Below are 19,156 nucleotides of genomic sequence, written 5' to 3' on the forward strand. Positions count from 1 at the left end.
TGTGTTCGACCACGCTGTTCGCTGTGATGGTCATCGTTCAATGGCTCCGGCAGTGGTTTTGGCCAGCTGCTCAATCTGCACGTCAACCAGGAGGGCACGAGGATGGAACTTCGGCATCTACGATGCTTCATGGCTGTGGCTGAAGAACTGCACTTCGCCCGTGCCGCCGAGCGGCTGCACATAGAGCAATCGCCGCTGTCGCGCACCATCAAGGAACTGGAAGAAGATCTGGGCGAGCAGTTGTTCGTGCGCACCAGCCGCAGCACGCGACTGACACGGGCGGGCAAGCTGTTTCTGGAGCATGTGCCGCGCATCTTTACGGCCTTTCAGCAAGCGCGCGATAGCGTAAATGCGGCGGCCAATGGCTTTCACGCACAGTTGCGTATAGCGCTGTCCGACGGCATCACACAGTCGCGCCTGCCAACCTTGTTGGCGCTGTGCAGACAGGAAGAACCCGAGGTTGAAATCCGTCTGTTCGAAGTGCCGCTGTCGCAGCAGATCAAGGGGCTGCACGACGACCTGTACGACGTGGGCTTCGCGCAGTCCGACGAGGTAGGCGAAGGCATTGTGGCGGACGCGGTGTGGAGTGATCCGTTGATGGCGGTGGTGCCTGCGCGTCATCCGCTGCTGCGGCACAAGCGTATCCCTCTGGAAGAAGTGCTGCACCATCCGCTGGTGATGTGCGACCCGACTGTGTGTGAACCCGCCAGATCGAGCGGGTACTGCGTCGCTCGGATACAGAACCGCTGATTGCCGAGCGTGTGGCCTCATGCGACCTGATGATGGCGTTCGTATCGGCAGGGTTTGCACTGGCATTACCGGAGAGCGGCACATCATGGCCAGCCCGCATCCGCGTTGACAGTGTTCGATCCGTCCAACTTCGTGCAGAACACGCTGACCGCCGTGCGCACGCTGGAGCAGATCAACAACCAGATCAACCAACTCCAGAACGAAGCACAGATGCTGATGAACCAGGCGCGCAATCTGGCGAACCTGGACTTCAACATCGTCAATCGCTTGCGTTCGACGCTGGCGACCACCGAACGCCTGATCGCCGAGGCACGCGGCCTGGCCTACGACGTGCAGAGCATGGATGCCACTTTCGTCCGGCTGTACCCGGAGCAGTACGCCGCGACCGTCAGCGGCGACCAGATGCTGCGCGACGCGCAGGAACGCTGGAAGAACACGCTGAACGGCCTGCACACCGCGAGGCGGATGCAGGCCCAGGTGTCGCAGAACCTGACCCAAGACGAAAGCGCGCTGGCCGATCTGGTCAGCCAGAGCCAGTCCGCCACCGGCGCGCTGCAAGCCATGCAGGCGACCAACCAGCTTCTGGCTTTGCAGGCCAAGCAGTCCATCCAAGCGCAGCAACTCCAGATCACGCAGGAACGCGCCGCCGCGCTGGAACTGGCACGCCAGGCGGCGGCTGTCGAACGTGGCCGTGAAGTGACGCGCCGCTTCCTGGGTGATGGCACGCCCTACACGCCGCAGCGCGTGGATTTCTACGGCAACTGACGGGAGACGGCCATGCGATGCGTTTCCTTGCTGCTGCCCGTGCTGCTGGTCGCTTGCAACCAGCAGCCGACTGAAGACCTAGCCGCTGCCCTGGCCGCCAATCCCGTGCGGCTCAAGGCTGTGCGTGCGCAGTGTGCCGCCAACAGGACGGCCGCAGACGAGGACGCCTGCCTGGCCGCGGCCGATGCTTTCCGGCGGCGCTTCTTCGCCGGTGAAACCGGGCCGGACGAGTACGCCTCGCTGGCCGAACTGCCACCGGTTCCGGCGAGCTTCGATACACCCGCCAGTGACCAGGACGCCATGTCCTTCGAGGGGGACGCGCCATGAATGACGTGACAGTGATCGACCGATTTCTCGCTACCTTTTCGCGCTACATCGACTCGGGCTTTGGGCTGCTGCAGGGCGAAGTGGTATTCCTCACCGCCACGTTGATCGTCATCGACATGACGATTGCCGGGCTGTACTGGGCGATGAGCCACGCCACCGGCCAGGGCGATGACGTGATCGCCAAGCTGCTGCGCAAGGTGCTCTACGTCGGTGCCTTCGCCTACATCATCAATAACTTCAATTGGCTGGCCAGCATCGTCTTCCGCTCCTTCGCGGGCCTGGGCCTGACGGCCAGTGGCTCGACGATGAGTATGGGCGAATTTCTGCAACCGGGCCGCCTGGCCAAGACTGGCATCGACGCGGCGGCACCGATCCTTGAGCAGATCAGCGAAATGGCGGGCTTCCCCGAAGTGTTCGTGAACATGACGCCCATCGTGGTCATGTTCCTGGCCTGGGCGGTGGTGATCCTGTGCTTCTTCGTGCTGGCGATCCAGCTTTTCATCACGCTGATCGAGTTCAAGCTGACCACGCTCGCGGGCTTCGTACTGGTGCCGTTCGCGCTGTGGAACAAGACCAGCTTCCTCGCCGAGAAGGTGCTGGGCAACGTGGTGTCGTCGGGCATCAAGGTGCTGGTGCTGGCCGTTATCGTCGGTATTGGCTCTGGCCTGTTTGCCGAGTTCCAAGTGCATCCGGCCGAGCCGTCCATTGACCATGCGGTGGTCATCATGCTGGCCTCGCTCACGCTGCTGGCGTTGGGGATCTTCGGCCCGGGCATCGCCACCGGGCTGGTCTCCGGCGCACCGCAGTTGGGTGCCGGCGCAATGGCCGGTGCTGCTGTAGGTGCAGCAGGCGCGGCGGTGGCCGTGGGAGCCGCTGCCACCGGAGTGGGCGGTGCGGTGATGGCTGGAGCGCGTATGGCACCGGCTGCCGCCAAGCTCGCAGGGGCTGGCGCGCGCGCTGCGACCTCGGCGGCTGGCAGCGCGAAGTCGGCTTTCCAGCCCGGTTCTGCCGCTGCGGGCGGCGGAGCCAAAGGCGCGATGGCAGGGCTGGGCAGTGTTGCCAAGGGCGGCGCACAGGCGGCAGGACAGCGCGCTGGCGCTGGCATCCAGGCAGCGGCGGCCAAGGCGGCCGCGCCATTCAAAGCAGGCTGGCAAGGCTCTGGCGCAGATGACGGCTCAGGCGGAGGCACTGCCGGGCCAGCCGCCACAGACGGTGCCACTGGCAACACGGCCAACGCGCAGAAGCAGGAACAACCCGGCTGGGCCAAGCGCCTGCAACGTCGCCAACAACTCACCCAGGCCACCACCACTGCCGCGCACACGCTGCGCGGTGGCGACGGCGGCGGTTCGGGCCAAGGCCCGAGCCTGCGGGATTCCGATAGCTGACTTTCAAGGAGAACTCCATGCGATTCAAACGACCGCAGGTGCGCTATGGCGATACGCCGCAGCCTGCCACTCCCTATCAATCCGCAGCCCAGGTTTGGGACGAGCGCATCGGCTCGGCCCGTGTGCAGGCCAAGAACTGGCGGCTGATGGCTTTCGGCTGCCTCGTGCTCGCGCTGTTGATGGCCGCTGGCCCGGCCTCGGCGGCGGCCCAGCCTGCAGACCCGACTGCCGCGCAGAACCGGCAAGACCAGAAAGAGGCGTTCCTGACAGGCGGCTCTGCGGAAACCCGTAACTCCGGCAACCTGCAAATGCCCACCTCGCCGTATCAGGTGATGGCCGGAACGGTCATTGCCGGGGCACTGGTCACGGGGATCAAGTCCGACCTGCCGGGCGACGTGATCGCCACGGTGACGGAGCCGATCTACGACACGGCTACTGGAAAGTTCCTGCTGATCCCGCAGGGTTCGCGCATCCTGGGCAAGTACAACAGCCAGGTCAGCTACGGGCAGAGCCGCGTGCAGGTGGTGTGGAACCGCATCATCCTGCCCGATACGTCATCGCTGACGCTCGACAACTTGGTCGGCACCGACCCAGCAGGGTATGCGGGTCTGGAAGACGACGTGGACTGGCATTGGGATCGGATCTTTGCCGGTGCCGTGCTGACCACGCTGCTGGGCGTCGGTGCCGAACTGGCCGCACCCGATCGCGTCATCATCGCCGGGCGCGACAGCTTGCAGGACACCGTGAATCAGGTCGGCTAGGAAGTGACCCGGCGCAACCTCAACATCCAACCCACGCTGACCAGCCGCCCAGGCTTGCCGGTGCGCATCATCGTCAACCGCGATCTGGTGCTGCGGCCCTATCAGCCGCTGTTCTTCAATAAGGGGACTTCGAGATGAGCACGAACAGGAAACTGCGGCTGGGGCCGTTGCCTAAGACCGAAAGCGTCAAGCTGACCTTCGCTTGCCCGGCCAGCTTGAAAGCCGATCTCGACCGCTACGCCGCGCTGCACGCGCAGGCGTATGGCGAGGCGGTCGATGCCGTGACGCTGATCCCGCACATGTTGGAGGCATTCCTGGCGGGGGATCGGGGATTCAAGAAAGGAAACTCCAGCAAGGCCTTACCGCCGAAGCCGAACTGAAAATGCGCCGGAACCAGACTGACCATCGCTCGAACGCGCAGCCCAACGCTGCGCGTTCTTCGTTCTGTCTAGGCTGCGAGGGAATCGGCTAAGATGATTAAACAAGCCTGCCAGCTCTTGGCAATCTCCATCGCCGCGACGCGACCCGGCTTGCTTTATCAAAGCTCTCATGTGGCTTCCAGCCTACAATGCCTCATCCTCTGCAAACGGCATTAGTCAGAATTAACCTGTTGCCCCCTCTCTGGCGCAAAGCCTTGCGTGAATTGCACGAGAATCTTGACGTCTGACATCTCCATTCCCGACGCCCTCGCGCAGCCGATGCTCTCTCGCTCCAACGCGCGAATGGGCTGCTGTTCGGGCGTGAGTGGCGTGTCGATGGTTGGCATGCCGTGATTGCTCAGCGTCGTACCGCGCTGTCAACCAGAGGCTGGTCTCGACAAACTTGGAATGTGCTGAGGCTTTACTATCAGGTCACCTGCGCCACCTGGAGCTTGGCGGCGCCTCAAGGCTTCCATGCCCTCACGATCTCTCTTGCTGGACTCTCGAATTAGACCAGACCAGAAAACGCAGGTGAGTCCATGTAACCGAGGTGGAGTTAATGGTACTCAGGCTGCTGCGTTGTGCATCATCAAAGCGCGGCCCCCGAGCCACGCTCTTACATGATGATTCTCGGGTCAGTGTACGATGGCAGTGTCCCTACTCAATCTTCCGGTAATGCGAAGGCCACGATTGCATCGCTAAGCGGATAGGACTGCAGGTTGGTGTGTCCTCCTGCGGCGACTACCACGAACTGGCGACCGCTCTTGGGGCTGATGTACGTGATCGGATTAGCATGCGCACCGGTTGGCAGGCGCGCACGCCAAACTTCCTTTCCAGTGGCGGTCTCGAAGGCGCGGAAGGCATGTTCACGTGCGAAGCCCGTGAAGGTCAGACCGCTACGCGTGACCACACTGCCACCGAATCCGGGCATCCCCATCGGAATTGGCACCCCTAGCGACAGACCGAATGGGCCGCTGTCCTGCAGGGTACCGATGGGCCGCGACCACAACAACTTGCCCGAATGCACGTCCACGGCACTGAGCTTGCCGTACGGCGGCGCGTTACAGGGCGTATTGAGGGGCGACATCAATCCGCTGAGCTTGGCACCATAGGGCGTACCGGTTTGCGGAAGCGGCAGGTCAAAACCGTGGAAATCGCCACTGCCAGCCGCAGCCAATGCGCGGTCGGTATCCTCACGCGGGATCAGTTGGATCACTGTGCCGTAATACATGGAATTAACGATGACGATCCCTCGTTCTGGGTCCACGGCGACGCCGCCGTAGTTCATGCCGCCGCCGATGCTGGGGTAAATCAGAGACTCGTCCAGCCCGGGGGGGGTGGCATGCCCGTCGTAGCGCAGCTGACGGAAGCGGATCCGGCACCAGAGCTGGTCTAACGGAGTAGCGCCCCACATGTCACGCTCAGTTAGCGGATCGCCGGCGAACGAAGGCATGCCGACCGAGTATGGTTGCACGGGCGCCATCCGCTCTTCCGGCACGGCACCGCGCGTCGGCGCCGGCTTCTCGACGACGTCCGCCACTGGCTGGCCATTGCGACGATCCAAGAGGAACAACTCGCCACGCTTGGTCGCCTGCAGGAGAGCTTGCACCCGGCCCTTGGCGGTGTCGACATCCACCAGGGTAGGCTGTGAGGCGATGTCGTAGTCCCACAGGTCGTGGTACGCGGTGCGGAACGACCAGCGCACCTCGCCGGTAAGCGCATCCAACGCCACCACCGCACTCCCATACTGCTCATCGGCCGGCGTGCGCTGTCCGCCAAAGTGATCCGGCGATGGGTTGCCAGTGGGGATGTAGACCAGGCCTAGCGCCTCGTCCGCACTTGGCGCGGCCCAGCTGTTGGGTGTGCCACGAGTATAGTAGTGGCCGACTGGCGCGCCATGGCGGTTGTCGGGATTGCCCGCGTCCCATGCCCAATTCAGCTTTCCGCTGACCACATCGAAAGCTCGGATCACACCCGACGGTACGTCCACGTTCTGGTTGTCGGCCACCCAGCCACCTAGCACGATGTTGCCGCGCACCAGAGCCGGCGGTGAACTGGCGTAGTAGAAGCCGGGCAGCACCTCTCCCATGCCTTCCTTCAGGTCGACGACACCATTCTGCCCAAATCCTGGGCACAGCTGTCCGGTGTCGGCGTTGAGCGCGATCAGTCGCGCGTCAAAGGTAACGGTGAGGATGCGTTTCGGACACTGCGCTGGCGGCGCCTCGACGTGGGCATGGACAACGCCGCGGCAGGTTGTCACGCTGGAGGCGCCCGTGGCGTCGACTTGCGGATCGAAGCGCCATAGCTCTTCACCGGTTTCCGGATCGAGTGCGATGACGATGTTGGTTTGGGTGCACAGGAACAGCCGATCGCCAACCATCAGCGGCGTGGTTTCCAGCGGGCTTTTGGTCCCAGGCTGCACCACACCGGTGCGGTAGGTCCATGCTGGCTTCAACCACGAAACATTTTCCGGGGTGATCTGGGTCAGCGGTGAGAAGCGGGTGCCGGCCTGGTCCCGTCCGTAAGCCGGCCATTCGCCCAACGCGCCGGATGGAGTGAACTCTATGATGGACGAAGCCGTTGCGGGCAAGGCATCGGGCGCAGGCTTAAGCGCGGCGCACAGCAGAACCAGCAAGCACAGCGCGGCCGCAAGGGCCGGGGGGCGGCTCGCGCTGCGGCGCAGCGCTGTAGGCAGCAAGAACAAAAGACCGATCATCGCCGGCAAGATCAGTCGCGGTGCCAGTGGCCAGGCATTGAGGCCGACTTCGACCAACGCCCACAGCAGCGTAGCCAACAAGCCAGCGGCGTACAGCAGAGCCGCAGCGACATACCGTCTCTTCCACAACAGCGCTGCAGCCACCAGCAGGCCCACCCCGGACAGCAGGTAGTACCAAGAGCCACCCAGGCCGACCAAGCGGGCGCCTCCGGCCACAAAGACCAGCCCGAGGACTGCAAGCAACACACTCAAAGCAGTTGTAGCCCAGCCACGAGTTGTTATGAGATTTTGCATGATAGTTTAATCACCCTGGCTCATCGTCGAATGACCTCGCCTAGGCCGACGTCCAGTCCTTTGCCAACTCGATCACGATCTTGCCGAACGGTCCTTGGTTCAGATGGTCCAGCGCCTGCGGCAGTTCGTCGAAGGCGAAGCACCGGTCGATCACCGGCTTGAGCCCAAGACGGTCGACGGCGGTCACGAGGTCTTCCAGCGCGCGGCGGTGGCCGACGCTGACCCCGCTGATCGTCGCCATCTTCAGCGACAGCGCTGCCGCTGGTGAGGACACGGTGAAGCCCTCGAGCACGCCGATCAGATAGATCGCGCCTCGGAGGGCCAACGCCTCGACCGAGCGCCCGAGGTGATCGCCGCCGACGGTTTCCAGGATATGGTCTACGCCTGCGTCAGCGGTCAGCCGGTGCACCTCTTGCACCCAGTCTTGGGTCTTGCGGTTAACGCCGTGCGCAGCGCCCAATGCCATGGCCCTGGCCAGCTTGTCGTCGCTGCCGGAGACCACAAACACCTCGGCACCAGCGGCCTTGGCCAGTTGCAGGCCGAACAGCGCCACCCCACCTGTGCCATGGACCAGCACTCGCTGCCCCGGTTTGACCCGGCCTAGCTCGAACAGGGCGAACCAAGCGGTCAGTCCGGCGCAGCTCAGCGTGCTAGCCTGCGCATCGTCAAGCGTTGCCGATGCCTGGACGAACCACTCTTGATCGAAGCACACATACTCGGACAGCACCCCGGGGTAGACGCCGCCGAGCGAGTTGTACGGCGGCTGTGCCGCGCTTCCGGACGGCCAGCCTTCACGCCAGTGCGGACTGAAATGGGTGATGACCCGGTCTCCCACTGCAAAGCGCTCTGCGCCCGTTCCAGAAGCGACCACCGTGCCTACCAAGTCCGAGGCCGGCACAAAAGGGAAGGACAGGTCAATTCCCATGCCGGTCTCGATCATCATCTTGTCGCGGTAGTTCAGCGATACGGCCCGGGTGCGCACCAGTACCTGCCCTGGGCCCGGCACGGGCCGCTCCACGCTATGCAGCCCCAGCCGATCGCGGCCGATGGCATCCATAGACCATTGCATCATGGCGCTAGACATGGCAGAGCTCCTGTGAGAGATCAGTTTTTCCCGCCAGCAGCTTGCGGCAGCGCGTAGGCGATGATGTAGTCCCCGTGATCCGGAGAGAGTCGAGCACCGCCGGCGGTCACCACCACGTATTGCTTGCCAGTGGTCGGTGAGCGGTAGCTCATCGGTGTGCTCTGGGTGCCAACCGGCAGACGCCCTTTCCACAATTCCTTTCCGCTGCGACTGTCATATGCGCGCAAGTAATAGTCCTGGGTTCCGGAGTAAAACGTCAGCCCCGAAGCGGTGCTGATCGGTCCGCCCAGCGTAGGCATGCCGACCGGCATCGGCAGTGGCGAGCGGATGCCGATAGGAAGTACCGAATCCTTGATGGTCCCGGCCGGGCGCTGCCAGGCCAATTGACGCGTATTCAGGTCGATGGCCGACATCGTCCCCCACGGTGGTGCGTTGCAGGGGATGCCCAGCGGCGACATCAACGTAGCGTGTCTTGTAGCATAGGGGCCGCCCTTCTGAGGGTAGAGCCCCAGTGAGTGTGCAGCCGCTGTCGCGGCCGGGTCTACGTCTGCTTGCGGTACCAACGAGACCACTTGCGGCATGCGGATGTCGTTGACGAACATTAGACCGCGCTGCTTGTCGATGCTGACTCCACCCCAGTTCATCCCACCGTAGTAGCCGGGGTAGATGATCGTGGGCTGGGTAGTGATTGGCGTGAACGGCCCCTCATAGCGGGCTTGACGGAACTTGATGCGGCAATACAGTTGATCATAGAACGTGGCACCCCACATTGAGGCTTCTGTCAACGGCTCAGTACCAATCTGCGGCATGCCAACCGAGTACGGCTGGGTTGGCGAGACTACGTTGCCGGGCTGAGCACCCTGCGGCACTGGCCGCTCCTCAACTGTAGTAATCGGCTGGCCGGTGCGACGGTCAAGCACAAACAACTGCCCAGTCTTGGTTGGCTGAATTAGTGCTGGCACGACTTTCCCGTTGGCATCTGGAACATCCACAAGAGCGGGTTGAGTGGCGTTGTCGTAGTCCCACGTGTCGTTATGCACAGTTTGAAACTTCCAGCGCTCTTGCCCGGTAGCTATGTCCAGAGCGAGAATGGTGGTGGAATAGTCGCGTGTTTCCTTGCTCCGGTTGGCGCCCCAGAAATCGTCTGAGCCTCCGCCCATGGGCAGGTAGATCAGGCCTAACGCGTCATCGAAGGCAGGGGTGGACCACATGTTGGCGGTACTGTGCAAGAAATCCTGTCCCGGCGGCGGAGGTGCAGGAGTGTGCGGGCTTCCCGGGTCGAACGCCCATACCAACTCGCCGGAAGTCACATCAAAGGCGCGGATAACTCCACCGGGCATGGTCTCGGCGCGGCCGTCCATAACAAAACCACCAACAACGACCAAGTTGCGCACTACGGTCGGGGCGGAGGTTTGGTAGTAGAAGTTCAGATTGTCCTTGCCCATGCGCTCGGTCAGGTCGACCTCGCCATCTCGGCCGAACTCAGGGCAACGCTGACCACTTCGCGCATCCAGAGCGTACATTTTTGCCTGTACAGTGGTCACGAGAATGCGGTTGGCACACAGCGCCGGAGCGGCACCGGCAGTGCCCCCTCCTTCCGCCGCAGTTGCCTGGTGATAACCCACGCCTCGACAGCGGCTGTAGGCCGTCTCGCGGATGCCGGGATCAAACCGCCAGCGTTCTTCGCCTGTGTCGGCATTTAGCGCCAGCACCTGATTACGTGGTGTGCAGGCATAGAGCGTATCGCCAACCTGCAGCGGTGTGTCCTGCGCTTCCACGCCAGGTTCGCTCATGTCACCAGTGCGTTTGATCCACGCCACCTGCAACTGACCGACGTTGGCCGGGGTGATCTGAGTCTCTGGCACGTAGCGTGTGCCGTCAGGCGTGCGTCCGAAATGGCTCCAGCCACTCGTGTCCTCGGCCGCCTGATGGGTAGGAGCCTCAGGCGCGGATCCAGACGCTACTTTGGGGCTGATCACGCCATGCGGCATAAACATCGCGCCAGCACCGGCCACTAGCACGGCGACCAGCGCGACGGCCAGCCCGCGTGCTAGCGCCTTTCCTTGGCCACCGCGCAGGCTGGGCAGTACCAGCACGACCAATACTGCCAGCACCAGCATTGGCGCCAGCCGGGGCACAAGCGGCCAGAAGCTCGTCCCAACCTCGGCCAGGGACCAGACCACCGTGGCGACGAAGCCCAGTCCGAACAGCCAAGCTCCCGCGAGACGAGCGCGAGCCATGAGAATTCCCGACAGCGCCAGCACAGCACCGATCAGGGCGTAGTACCACGAGCCACCCAGGCCGATCAGCCATAGTCCGCCGGCCAGCAGTGGTAGGCCGGCCAACAGCAGTACGAGCCCTAAGGCAAAGACGAACCATGGCCTATTCCTGAATTGCGTAGCAGTCATATTTGTCTTCCAATTAGGGCCACGCGGATGTCGCGTGCATACGCTATAGTGTATCTACATTTGTAGAGGATCATCATTCAATTGAACAACAAACGCAAGGATCAGATCGGAGCAGGGGCTGTTCGAGTTCTTTCGAGGCATGGGGCTCGTGGGTTGACGCATCGAGCTGTTGACGAACTTTTGGGATTACCAACTGGGTCGACGTCCTTTTACTGCAGAACCCGGGCGGCCCTGCTGCAACTTGCGCTGGATAGCGCAATGGAACAAGACAGAGCGATATTCCAGCAATTCATGCTTCCGGCGGGAGGTGTGGATCTAGATGGTTTGCTGGCACACCTGGCATCGCCCGAGGCGCGAGAACTGGCACTGGCACGCTTCGAATTGTTTCTAATGGCGGCGCGCGACGGAACGTTCAGGGCCCAGCTGCTTCGACACCGCGAGCGCTTTATAGCGTTAGCGATGGAGTCAATGGCGCAACAGGGGCGGGAGCCCACCAAAGAGGCTGCAACGGAATTAATCACCACATCGGAGGGGCACTTGTTCCACAGCATTGTTTACGGTCCTGATGCGTAGGCGCTCTTCCCCCTGCGAAGACGACTCCAGCAATCGGCTAGCTAGACTGTCATTCAGCCCAAATTGATCGGCATCTGAACGCGCTTTTCGGACGTAAGTGCAACAGCACATGCCCTGTCTGCAGAAATGTTGCTATTGCCGCTTTGCGCAACAGCGCAAGATGGTGCCGTGACGTCATCAGCCGGCTGTGAGCTGAGAGCAGTTAGTTGACGTGCCACTTACAAGCAGATTCCAGGACTCGGGCGCGCAGTCCAGCGCGACGCGCTCTTCGCTCTGGATAGCATGCGTAGGAATCGACTATGAAGACCCAACAAATCTGCAAGCTCCGGGCGCTCATCGCCTCCACAGCGCGATCCAGCTGGCTTTTTTTCGGCTCTCATGTGGCACTTGGCCCACGACGACGCACCTCATGCAAATGGTTCAAGACAGCGCTAACCTCATGCTCCTTATGCGTTTCCAAGCGTCACATGGTTGGTACGGATGACTTGACGCCTGCCTTTTTTAATCCAGTCCTTGCGCCACGCGCTCATTTGGGACTTTCGACCCATCTGTGCCTGTAGCTGATCGCGCAAGTTCGATTTGTGGGCGATGCAATGCGTCATAGGGCGCACTGCATCGCGATTATCTTCAGGAATGCTATTCATGTTTTCATATCGGTATCCCGCCAGGATCATCGTGATCAGTGCGGCCGCAGCCACCTTCAGTCTTCCGGCAATCGCCCAAACGTCTTCCCCCACAGACGGTACTATTACCGAGCTCGAAGCCGTCACGGTGACTGCACCACCACTCAACAAAGCACTGGAAGTCAACGCCGGAGCCTTCGGCGCCAAGGATACGATGGAGATTCCGATCTCCATCCAGAGCTACTCGGCCAAAACCATCGCCGAGTCTTCCGCCCGAACCGTGCAGGACGTGCTCTAAAACGATCCATCGGTCACGGGCGCTTCCTACGGGAGCAGCTTCGACAACTTCCGCATTCGCGGCTTTGTGATGGACAACTTCAATACGGTTCGCCGGGACGGCCTGACGTTGGCGCCGCACCATGACATGCCGCTGGAGCTGTTCGAGCGGGTGGATGTGCTCAAGGGGCCATCCGGGTTCCTCTACGGTTTCAACTCGCCGGGCGGTAGCGTCAACTACCTGACGAAGCGGCCGACCCTCGCCCTTCACGAACGTGAGTCTGCAAGGCTCCAGTCTGCAGGGCCGCTATGTCGCTATCGACACCAGCGATTCAGCGTTCGACGGGGCGTTCGGCTACCGGCTCAATGCTGGCTACGAGAAGAACGGTGATTTCGACCATGCCTATGACCTAGAACGCAAATTCCTCGGCCTGAGTACAGACTTCCGCATCAGCGATCGTGCCTTGCTGCAACTGAGTGCCGACTACTCGTCGAAGACCAATCTGGCCGACCCGTTGCTACGCGCCGATCAGAGCGGACGAGCCAATCCACTCGATCCGTCCAGCTATGTGCTTCCGCCCAGGGTAAATCGGCGCGATGCATTGTCCCCCTCATGGTTCCGGCACAAGACCGAAGGCCAGAACATCGACGCCAAGTTCGAGTACAACCTGAACGAAAGTTGGACATCGGTGACGCAAGCGAACTATTCCCGCGTCGAGCGGCACGGCGGCTTCAACGATCTGTTCGACATTCAACCCAATGGCGACATCGGCTATGCGGATTACTATGTGTCTCGTGGCGAGGTATTCAGCACCTGGTCGCTGCAAAGCTACCTGGCCGGCAAGTTTCTCACGGGCGACGTGCTTCACGATGTGTTCTTCGGTGCCAGCCACAAGCAGTTCAAGGATCGCAGTCCGTACTGGGACTTCGTGGAGAGCGGCGGCGCCTTGACCCCAGGCGACGTTTCCGTGGGCAACATCCTCAACCCAGTACAGCCCCCAAAATGGCACTTCGGCCCGGAGAACGACCTTGAGTTCCACACAACGATCAAGGAAAGCTCAGTCTTCGCCAGTGACCTGATCACATTGAACGACTACTTCGAGGTGCTGCTGGGCGGGCGCTACATCCAGTACCGTGCGCGTAACCTGTCCGCCGATGCGCTACCTCAAGACAAGAACGCGTTCGTGCCGACGGGTGCGTTGATCTTCCGCCCGACGGCCAACATCATGACCTACCTGAGCTACACGCGCGGCTTCGAGAAGGGCGAATACGCGCCGTTCTATGTCCACAACGCCAACCCACCATCCGATGCGATCGAGTCCGAGCAGTTGGAAATCGGCCTTAAGGCGGATATCAACCGCTGGCTGAACCTGGGGGTCGCAGCATTCAACATCGAGCGCGATGCCAACTACGTGAACCTGGATAACTACTTCGTCAGCGGAGGCCAGTATCGCCATCGAGGCGTCGAATTCACGGGTACCGCAGAAATCAGCGACCAGCTGACGCTGTACGGAAACCTGGCCTACCTAGACACCGAACTGCGCGGTGTCGTCGATCCAACCGTCCTCGGCAAGCGCAGTGAAGGTGTACCGCGCTGGAAGGGGGCGCTGGGCGGGCGCTACGCCTTTGCCCAGGTGCCGGGTCTGTCGGTTGACACGATGCTCAGCTATACCGGTAGCCGACCGGTCGATGCCCAGAACAGCGGCTTCATCCCCAGCTACCCACTCTGGGACGCCGGCATCAGCTATGAGACCAAGTTAGGCGGCACCCCCACGACCTTCCGGCTGCACGGCAAGAACCTCACCAACAAGTACTACTACGCCAGCGCTCTGTATCAGGGTGGTCTGATGGTGGGACGCGGGCGCGAGGTCTTCCTGTCGACGCAGTTCCGTTTCTGACATGTTCAGGAACCTCCGGGCAGGCTGCCTGCGCCTGCATCGTTGGTTCGGTCTGGCCGGCGCCGCATTCTTCGTGCTGATCGGCCTGACCGGCTGCGTGCTGGCCTTCTACGAAGAGCTCGATGCATGGATGACCCCCGAGCTCCTGGCATCCGCACGGCCAGACCAGGAACCGCTGGATCTGGCCACGCTGGCCGAACGTGCGCAGGCACTTGCTCCCGAGGTTCAGGTGGTGGAGGCCACCTGGCGTCACGCCGGACGGCAAGCCGAGATTCGTACCCGTCCGTGGGCCGGGGCGCAAACCGGCGTCGATCCAGGGTTCGACAGTCTCCTGCTCGATCCCTGGACCGGGGCCGAACTCGGCCGACGTACCTGGGGCGATATTCGACAGGGTACGATCAACCTCGTCCCCTTCGTTTACCGCCTGCACTATGAACTCGCCCTGGGTCATCCGGGCATGCTGTTGCTGGGCTTGATCGCACTGGGCTGGACACTGGACTGCTTCGTGGGCCTCTTATTGACCCTGCCTATGCCGGCACAGCGCACAGCTGCCCGCAGGCAGGTCAAAAGCTTCTGGTCGCGTTGGGCGCCCGCATGGCGGATCAAGCATCCGGCCTCCAGCATACGACGGCTGTTCGATCTGCATCGGGCGTTCAGTCTCTGGTGCTGGCTGGTGCTGCTGGTATTCGCCTGGTCCAGCGTGTCCTTAAATCTGCCGTCGGTCTACGAGCCGGTGATGCGGACACTGACTGGCTATCAAACGCCCGCCGTGGCGGACATGCCCAAAGCTGCAGCGGACGTCGACCTGGTCGCTACTCTGTCGTGGCCGCTGGCCCTGAGCCGGGCCCGCCTGCTGATGGCGGAGCAGGCTGCGCACCAAGGCCTGACCATTGATCGCGAGGTCATGCTGCGCTTCATGCCGGACGACAGGATGTGGCTGTATCGCACCCGAACCAATCGCGATGTTCTGGAGCGCCGCGGCGCGACCGACCTGTACCTTGATGCAGGCACCGGCGATCTGGTGACGCTCCAGTTGCCGACCGGGGATCAGGCCGGCCAGACGATCACGCACTGGCTCTATGCGTTGCATGTGGCGAATGTCTGGGGGTGGCCCTGGAGGCTCATCGTTGCGGCTCTAGGCATCATTGTGACGATGCTGTCGGTCACGGGCATTCTCATCTGGATGCGTAAACGCGCCGCCAAATCCGAGCAGACATAATCTTACCGGCGCCGCGAACAGTAGGCACAACTGGTACAGGAGCAGAAACAGGCCCTTCATTCGTACTGATTTGAAGGGAGCTTATCCTGTCGAGGCCTGTGGCGTGGCATTGCAGAAAGCCTTCCACCTACCTTTAATGTTATGTTATAACATTACTTTTTGGGGCAGGCGTGCCTGTCTTGTATCTTCCATCCATTGATAGAGGTAGGCACTCCCAATGGTATTTTCGCGCGCGGAAAGAACACCCTCAAACAACGACAGAACAAATGCGCTTTCCCCCCGCGCTTATCAACTTCGGTTGGCACTCTTGGTATTGGCGAGTGCATTGTGCCTGTATGCCTACTTCTGGCCCCATGCGCCAGCCTCAAAACAAACAGATTCCATTCAGCCGCCTATTAAGACCATCTCCTCCTTAGCCTCCATCGACCCATTACCCTCTTCGGCGGACGCCCCACAGGATGCAGCGGCTACAACTCATATCATTCAACCTGGGGATACACTTAGCGGTATATTTTCCCAACGAAACATTGATGCGGCGACTATGAACGCAGTTCTAGCTGCTGATGAGGAGCTGCTCGCACTTGATGTTTTAAGGCCAGGTAATACGCTGCATTTCGAGCAAGCCCCCAATTCAATCGAGCTGCTTGCGCTCTCGCTGGTCGTACATCCAGGCAGAACTATTCATTACCGACGAGCAACTGATGGGTTCTTCGAGTTTGAAGAGGAAATCAAGCCCAGTTACTGGCACGAAGATGTATTCAGTGCCCAGATCCGCGGCAGTTTCTACACCTCGGCCAGCCAAACGGGACTGAGCGACGGGGAAATCCTGCAAGCTCAACGCATCCTCGAAGATCGTGTGAACTTCCATCGGGACATTCAGGTGGACGACCGTTTTGAGATTGTCCTGAGTAGAGAAATGGTCGATGCCGGATCAACCGGACAAACTCGAATTGAAGCCATTCGACTCCAGGGGGCCAAGCTTGCTCAGAGCGCGTTTCTCCACGTCGATGGCAACTACTACAACGACAACGGTGAGAGCCTGAGCAGGGCGTTCCTCCGTCACCCCATGCAAGGCAACTACCGCGTCAGTTCACCTTTCAACCTTCGTCGCCTGCACCCGGTCACCAAGCGTATCGCACCGCATCATGGCGTGGACTTCGCCATGCCAACCGGCACCCCCATACTTTCCACAGGCGACGGGGTCGTTTCAAGAATCGGCAACCACCCGTACGCCGGACAGTACATCGAAGTTGAACATCCAGGGCAGTTCAAAACGCGCTACTTGCACCTGAGCCAGGTCCAAGTCAAGCAAGGGCAGCAGGTCAGCCGTGGAGATCGCATCGCCTTGTCAGGTAACACCGGGCGCAGCACGGGGCCACATCTGCATTTCGAGTTGCACGTCAATAATAGGCCTGTTGATCCATTAAAGGCCGATATACCCACTGCCACTCGCATACCTGCGAAGGAGATGGCCTTGTTCCGCAACAGGGTCGCTACCTTGGTCGCAGTGATGGACAATAGACTGCACTTGGCATCCCGCATGAAGCCAAACGCTCAAAACACGGACGGTTGAGTGATGGCGGCTCTGCGCCTACAGGATCAGCCAAGCGCACCTAGATCGCGCTCGGCCCGCTCGAACCAGCCGATCACAGATCGCCAATGCGCGTCACCATAGAGGCGGCGAAACCTTCGCGCTTCTTCTGACTGCTCGCCAAGCGCTGAGCAATAAAGGCCGGTGTCAGCGCTATGCCGCATTCAACCGTAATGCAGTGACGCCATTGCTCGTAGGTTTGTGGAAAGACCATTGATACCCCTCTTCGAATCTCACGGGAGCGAAGACTGCGGGCTTGCTTTATCGCACACGGCCAGACCTTCTTGCTTAACGCGTTGAACTGTCGCCTCTGAACTGTTATGTTATAACATAACAGATTGAGTGACCAACCCTTCCAATCGGGCCGCATGAGACTGGCCGGGAGATTTCAATGCAACTGACCGCAAACCAACAGCTGGTTTTGAGCGCTCTGCAACGCGCCAATGGCCCGCTCAGCGCTTATGCACTTCTTGAGCAGCTGCGTGCAGTTGGCTTGAACGCACCGGCGCAGGTCTATCGCGCATTGGAGCGGCTGGCACAACATGGCTTTGTGCACCGCCTGGAAACCCTGAACGCCTACGTCACCTGTAAGCACCCCCAGAGCTGCAAGCATAGCTTCAAGGCATTCGCCATCTGTGAAAACTGTGGACATATCGACGAGTTTGTCGACAACGATCTCGGTCAACGCCTGGGGCGCTGGGCAGAGAACAACGCTTTTTCTATGGGAGACCACGCGATTGAGCTCCGCGGCACGTGTGCGAACTGCATGAAGCTTGCTCAGGCAACTCCCATCTGAATCCAAAAGGCATTTACACGATGATCCATTTTTATACCGGTATACATAAATGAGTACCCAAGCTCAGGCCCTGCCCACGCTCCATAAGCTCCCTGTCACCGTTTTGTCCGGCTTTCTCGGCGCGGGCAAGACCACTTTGCTCAACCACATCCTCAATAACCGTGAGGGACGGCGCGTTGCGGTGATCGTCAACGACATGTCCGAGGTCAATATTGACGCTGATCTGGTGCGCGAGGGCGGTGCCGAGTTGTCGCGCACGGACGAAAAACTGGTGGAGATGAGCAACGGCTGCATCTGTTGCACCTTGCGCGAAGATCTCCTGGTTGAGGTCGAACGCCTCGCCAGAGAAGGAAAATTCGACCAGCTTGTCATCGAATCCACCGGCATCTCCGAGCCATTGCCTGTGGCCGAAACCTTCACTTTCGAAGGGGAAGATGGCCGCTGTCTGAACGAAGTGGCTCAGCTCGACACCATGGTTACTGTGGTCGATGCCTACAACTTCCTGCGCGATTACAGCTCACGCGACAGTTTGCAGTCGCGCGGCGAGTCCCTGGGTGAAGAGGACGGGCGCACGGTGGTGGATCTGCTGATTGAGCAGATCGAGTTTTGCGATGTGATCGTGCTCAATAAAGTCGATCTCATCAGCGCCGAAGAGCGCGAGCGGTTGATGGCCATCTTGAGCAGCCTCAATCCCCGGGCCCGCATCGAAATCTCGGAGTTTGGCAAGGTGCCGCTGGAGCGCGTGCTGAACACGGGCTTGTTCGATTTCGACGAAGCGTCCAGAGCTCCCGGCTGGCTACAGGAGCTTCGTGGTACGCACACTCCCGAGACTGAAGAGTACGGCATCAGCAACTTTGTCTACCGAGCACGTCGCCCCTTCCACCCACAGCGCTTTTTCGATCTGGTCGAAAGCGAATGGCAGGGCGTGGTTCGCTCCAAAGGCTTCTTCTGGCTGGCGACAAACCCGACATTGGCTGGTTCCTGGTCACAGGCTGGTGCTGTCGCGCGGCATGGTGTTGCTGGCTACTGGTGGGCAGCAATGCCACAGGAGCGCTGGCCGCAGGATCCGGAATCTGTCGCGCTGATTCGTGCGAAATGGGACGACCAAGTAGGTGACGCCCGCCAGGAGCTCGTATTGATTGGCATGGACATGGACGAAACGGCACTACGTGCCCGCTTCGATGCGTGTTTGCTGACCGACGAGGAAATGGCTCAAGGCCCCAAAGTCTGGACAACTTGGCATAACCCTTTCCCTGACTGGCCCTAATTCG

18 protein-coding genes and 3 pseudogenes are annotated in these 19,156 nt (G+C 60.8%); 16 read left to right on the forward strand and 5 right to left on the reverse strand.

Annotated elements, in window-relative coordinates; all coding sequences use genetic code 11:
* Positions 1 to 102: 102 nt before the first annotated feature.
* The 8 genes and pseudogenes from DYL61_RS04195 to DYL61_RS04220 form a co-directional block, all read left to right on the forward strand.
* Positions 103 to 853, forward strand: a pseudogene (locus tag DYL61_RS04195) (LysR family transcriptional regulator); the annotation flags it as partial.
* A gap of 2 nt (positions 854 to 855) precedes the next feature.
* Positions 856 to 1,515 carry a P-type conjugative transfer protein TrbJ gene (gene trbJ, locus DYL61_RS04200; RefSeq protein WP_338053100.1) on the forward strand — a complete coding sequence of 220 codons (660 nt, stop codon included), beginning with the start codon at positions 856 to 858 and terminating at the stop codon, positions 1,513 to 1,515.
* Positions 1,516 to 1,527: 12 nt separating this feature from the next.
* Positions 1,528 to 1,842 carry a hypothetical protein gene (locus tag DYL61_RS04205; protein WP_135307318.1) on the forward strand — a complete coding sequence of 105 codons (315 nt, stop codon included), beginning with the start codon at positions 1,528 to 1,530 and terminating at the stop codon, positions 1,840 to 1,842.
* The gene (gene trbL / locus DYL61_RS04210) at positions 1,839 to 3,227 is read left to right on the forward strand and encodes a P-type conjugative transfer protein TrbL (RefSeq protein WP_135307319.1); all 1,389 of its coding nucleotides are present in this window, start codon (positions 1,839 to 1,841) and stop codon (positions 3,225 to 3,227) included. The genes DYL61_RS04205 and trbL overlap by 4 nt, the downstream gene beginning before the upstream one ends.
* 17 nt (positions 3,228 to 3,244) lie before the next feature.
* Positions 3,245 to 3,439: pseudogene (locus DYL61_RS32060) on the forward strand (VirB8/TrbF family protein); the annotation flags it as partial.
* Between the two features lie 51 nt (positions 3,440 to 3,490).
* Positions 3,491 to 3,988: a TraB/TrbI/VirB10 family type IV secretion system protein gene (locus tag DYL61_RS04215; protein WP_476705391.1), complete on the forward strand. Its 498-nt coding sequence runs from the start codon at positions 3,491 to 3,493 to the stop codon at positions 3,986 to 3,988.
* Between the two features lie 3 nt (positions 3,989 to 3,991).
* Positions 3,992 to 4,126, forward strand: coding sequence for a hypothetical protein (locus DYL61_RS31755; protein WP_338053102.1), 135 nt, complete (start codon positions 3,992 to 3,994; stop codon positions 4,124 to 4,126).
* Positions 4,123 to 4,368 carry a DUF2274 domain-containing protein gene (locus DYL61_RS04220; RefSeq protein WP_135307320.1) on the forward strand — a complete coding sequence of 82 codons (246 nt, stop codon included), beginning with the start codon at positions 4,123 to 4,125 and terminating at the stop codon, positions 4,366 to 4,368. Before DYL61_RS31755 ends, DYL61_RS04220 begins: the two co-directional genes overlap by 4 nt.
* Before the next feature lie 700 nt (positions 4,369 to 5,068).
* On the opposite strand, the gene DYL61_RS04225 is transcribed toward DYL61_RS04220, so the two are convergent.
* From DYL61_RS04225 to DYL61_RS04235, 3 genes are read right to left on the reverse strand one after another with little or no spacing between them, the layout of a single operon-like run.
* Positions 5,069 to 7,417, reverse strand: a complete 2,349-nt coding sequence (locus DYL61_RS04225; protein ID WP_135307321.1) for a membrane-bound PQQ-dependent dehydrogenase, glucose/quinate/shikimate family — start codon at positions 7,415 to 7,417, stop codon at positions 5,069 to 5,071.
* Between the two features lie 40 nt (positions 7,418 to 7,457).
* Positions 7,458 to 8,501 (reverse strand): zinc-dependent alcohol dehydrogenase family protein, encoded by a 1,044-nt coding sequence (locus DYL61_RS04230; RefSeq protein WP_135307322.1) that lies wholly within the window; start codon positions 8,499 to 8,501, stop codon positions 7,458 to 7,460.
* A 20-nt stretch (positions 8,502 to 8,521) separates the two neighbouring features.
* The gene (locus tag DYL61_RS04235) at positions 8,522 to 10,909 is read right to left on the reverse strand and encodes a membrane-bound PQQ-dependent dehydrogenase, glucose/quinate/shikimate family (protein WP_135307323.1); all 2,388 of its coding nucleotides are present in this window, start codon (positions 10,907 to 10,909) and stop codon (positions 8,522 to 8,524) included.
* A gap of 258 nt (positions 10,910 to 11,167) precedes the next feature.
* On the opposite strand from DYL61_RS04235, the gene DYL61_RS31245 reads away from it, so the two are divergent.
* Positions 11,168 to 11,482 carry a TetR/AcrR family transcriptional regulator gene (locus tag DYL61_RS31245; protein ID WP_167497935.1) on the forward strand — a complete coding sequence of 105 codons (315 nt, stop codon included), beginning with the start codon at positions 11,168 to 11,170 and terminating at the stop codon, positions 11,480 to 11,482.
* Between the two features lie 446 nt (positions 11,483 to 11,928).
* Here DYL61_RS31245 and DYL61_RS04245 read toward each other — a convergent pair whose 3' ends face one another.
* Positions 11,929 to 12,126 (reverse strand): hypothetical protein, encoded by a 198-nt coding sequence (locus DYL61_RS04245; protein ID WP_135307324.1) that lies wholly within the window; start codon positions 12,124 to 12,126, stop codon positions 11,929 to 11,931.
* Here DYL61_RS04245 and DYL61_RS04250 point away from each other — a divergent pair.
* The 5 genes and pseudogenes from DYL61_RS04250 (at position 12,125) to DYL61_RS04270 (ending at position 17,071) form a co-directional block, all read left to right on the forward strand.
* Entirely contained in the window at positions 12,125 to 12,403 is a 279-nt protein-coding gene (locus DYL61_RS04250; protein WP_135307325.1) for a hypothetical protein, read from the forward strand. The genes DYL61_RS04245 and DYL61_RS04250 overlap by 2 nt on opposite strands.
* Positions 12,404 to 12,418: 15 nt before the next feature.
* Positions 12,419 to 12,772 (forward strand): annotated as a pseudogene (locus tag DYL61_RS31815) (TonB-dependent receptor plug domain-containing protein); the annotation flags it as partial.
* Positions 12,657 to 14,279, forward strand: a complete 1,623-nt coding sequence (locus DYL61_RS04260) for a TonB-dependent receptor (RefSeq protein WP_135307326.1) — start codon at positions 12,657 to 12,659, stop codon at positions 14,277 to 14,279. The pseudogene DYL61_RS31815 and the gene DYL61_RS04260, both read left to right, overlap by 116 nt.
* Before the next feature lies 1 nt (position 14,280).
* Positions 14,281 to 15,498, forward strand: coding sequence for a PepSY-associated TM helix domain-containing protein (locus DYL61_RS04265; RefSeq protein WP_135307327.1), 1,218 nt, complete (start codon positions 14,281 to 14,283; stop codon positions 15,496 to 15,498).
* 217 nt (positions 15,499 to 15,715) lie between these two features.
* Entirely contained in the window at positions 15,716 to 17,071 is a 1,356-nt protein-coding gene (locus tag DYL61_RS04270) for a peptidoglycan DD-metalloendopeptidase family protein (RefSeq protein WP_135307328.1), read from the forward strand.
* 73 nt (positions 17,072 to 17,144) lie between these two features.
* On the opposite strand, the gene DYL61_RS04275 is transcribed toward DYL61_RS04270, so the two are convergent.
* Positions 17,145 to 17,303 (reverse strand): hypothetical protein, encoded by a 159-nt coding sequence (locus tag DYL61_RS04275; RefSeq protein WP_238704527.1) that lies wholly within the window; start codon positions 17,301 to 17,303, stop codon positions 17,145 to 17,147.
* A gap of 177 nt (positions 17,304 to 17,480) precedes the next feature.
* Here DYL61_RS04275 and DYL61_RS04280 point away from each other — a divergent pair, with 177 nt between their 5' ends.
* Both DYL61_RS04280 and zigA read left to right on the forward strand, forming a co-directional pair.
* Positions 17,481 to 17,885: a Fur family transcriptional regulator gene (locus DYL61_RS04280; RefSeq protein WP_135307329.1), complete on the forward strand. Its 405-nt coding sequence runs from the start codon at positions 17,481 to 17,483 to the stop codon at positions 17,883 to 17,885.
* Positions 17,886 to 17,934: 49 nt separating this feature from the next.
* Positions 17,935 to 19,152, forward strand: a complete 1,218-nt coding sequence (gene zigA, locus DYL61_RS04285) for a zinc metallochaperone GTPase ZigA (protein ID WP_135307330.1) — start codon at positions 17,935 to 17,937, stop codon at positions 19,150 to 19,152.
* Positions 19,153 to 19,156 lie beyond the last annotated feature (4 nt).

The sequence above is a fragment of the Pseudomonas nabeulensis genome (assembly GCF_004682045.1).
In the GTDB taxonomy this organism is placed as follows: domain Bacteria; phylum Pseudomonadota; class Gammaproteobacteria; order Pseudomonadales; family Pseudomonadaceae; genus Aquipseudomonas; species Aquipseudomonas nabeulensis.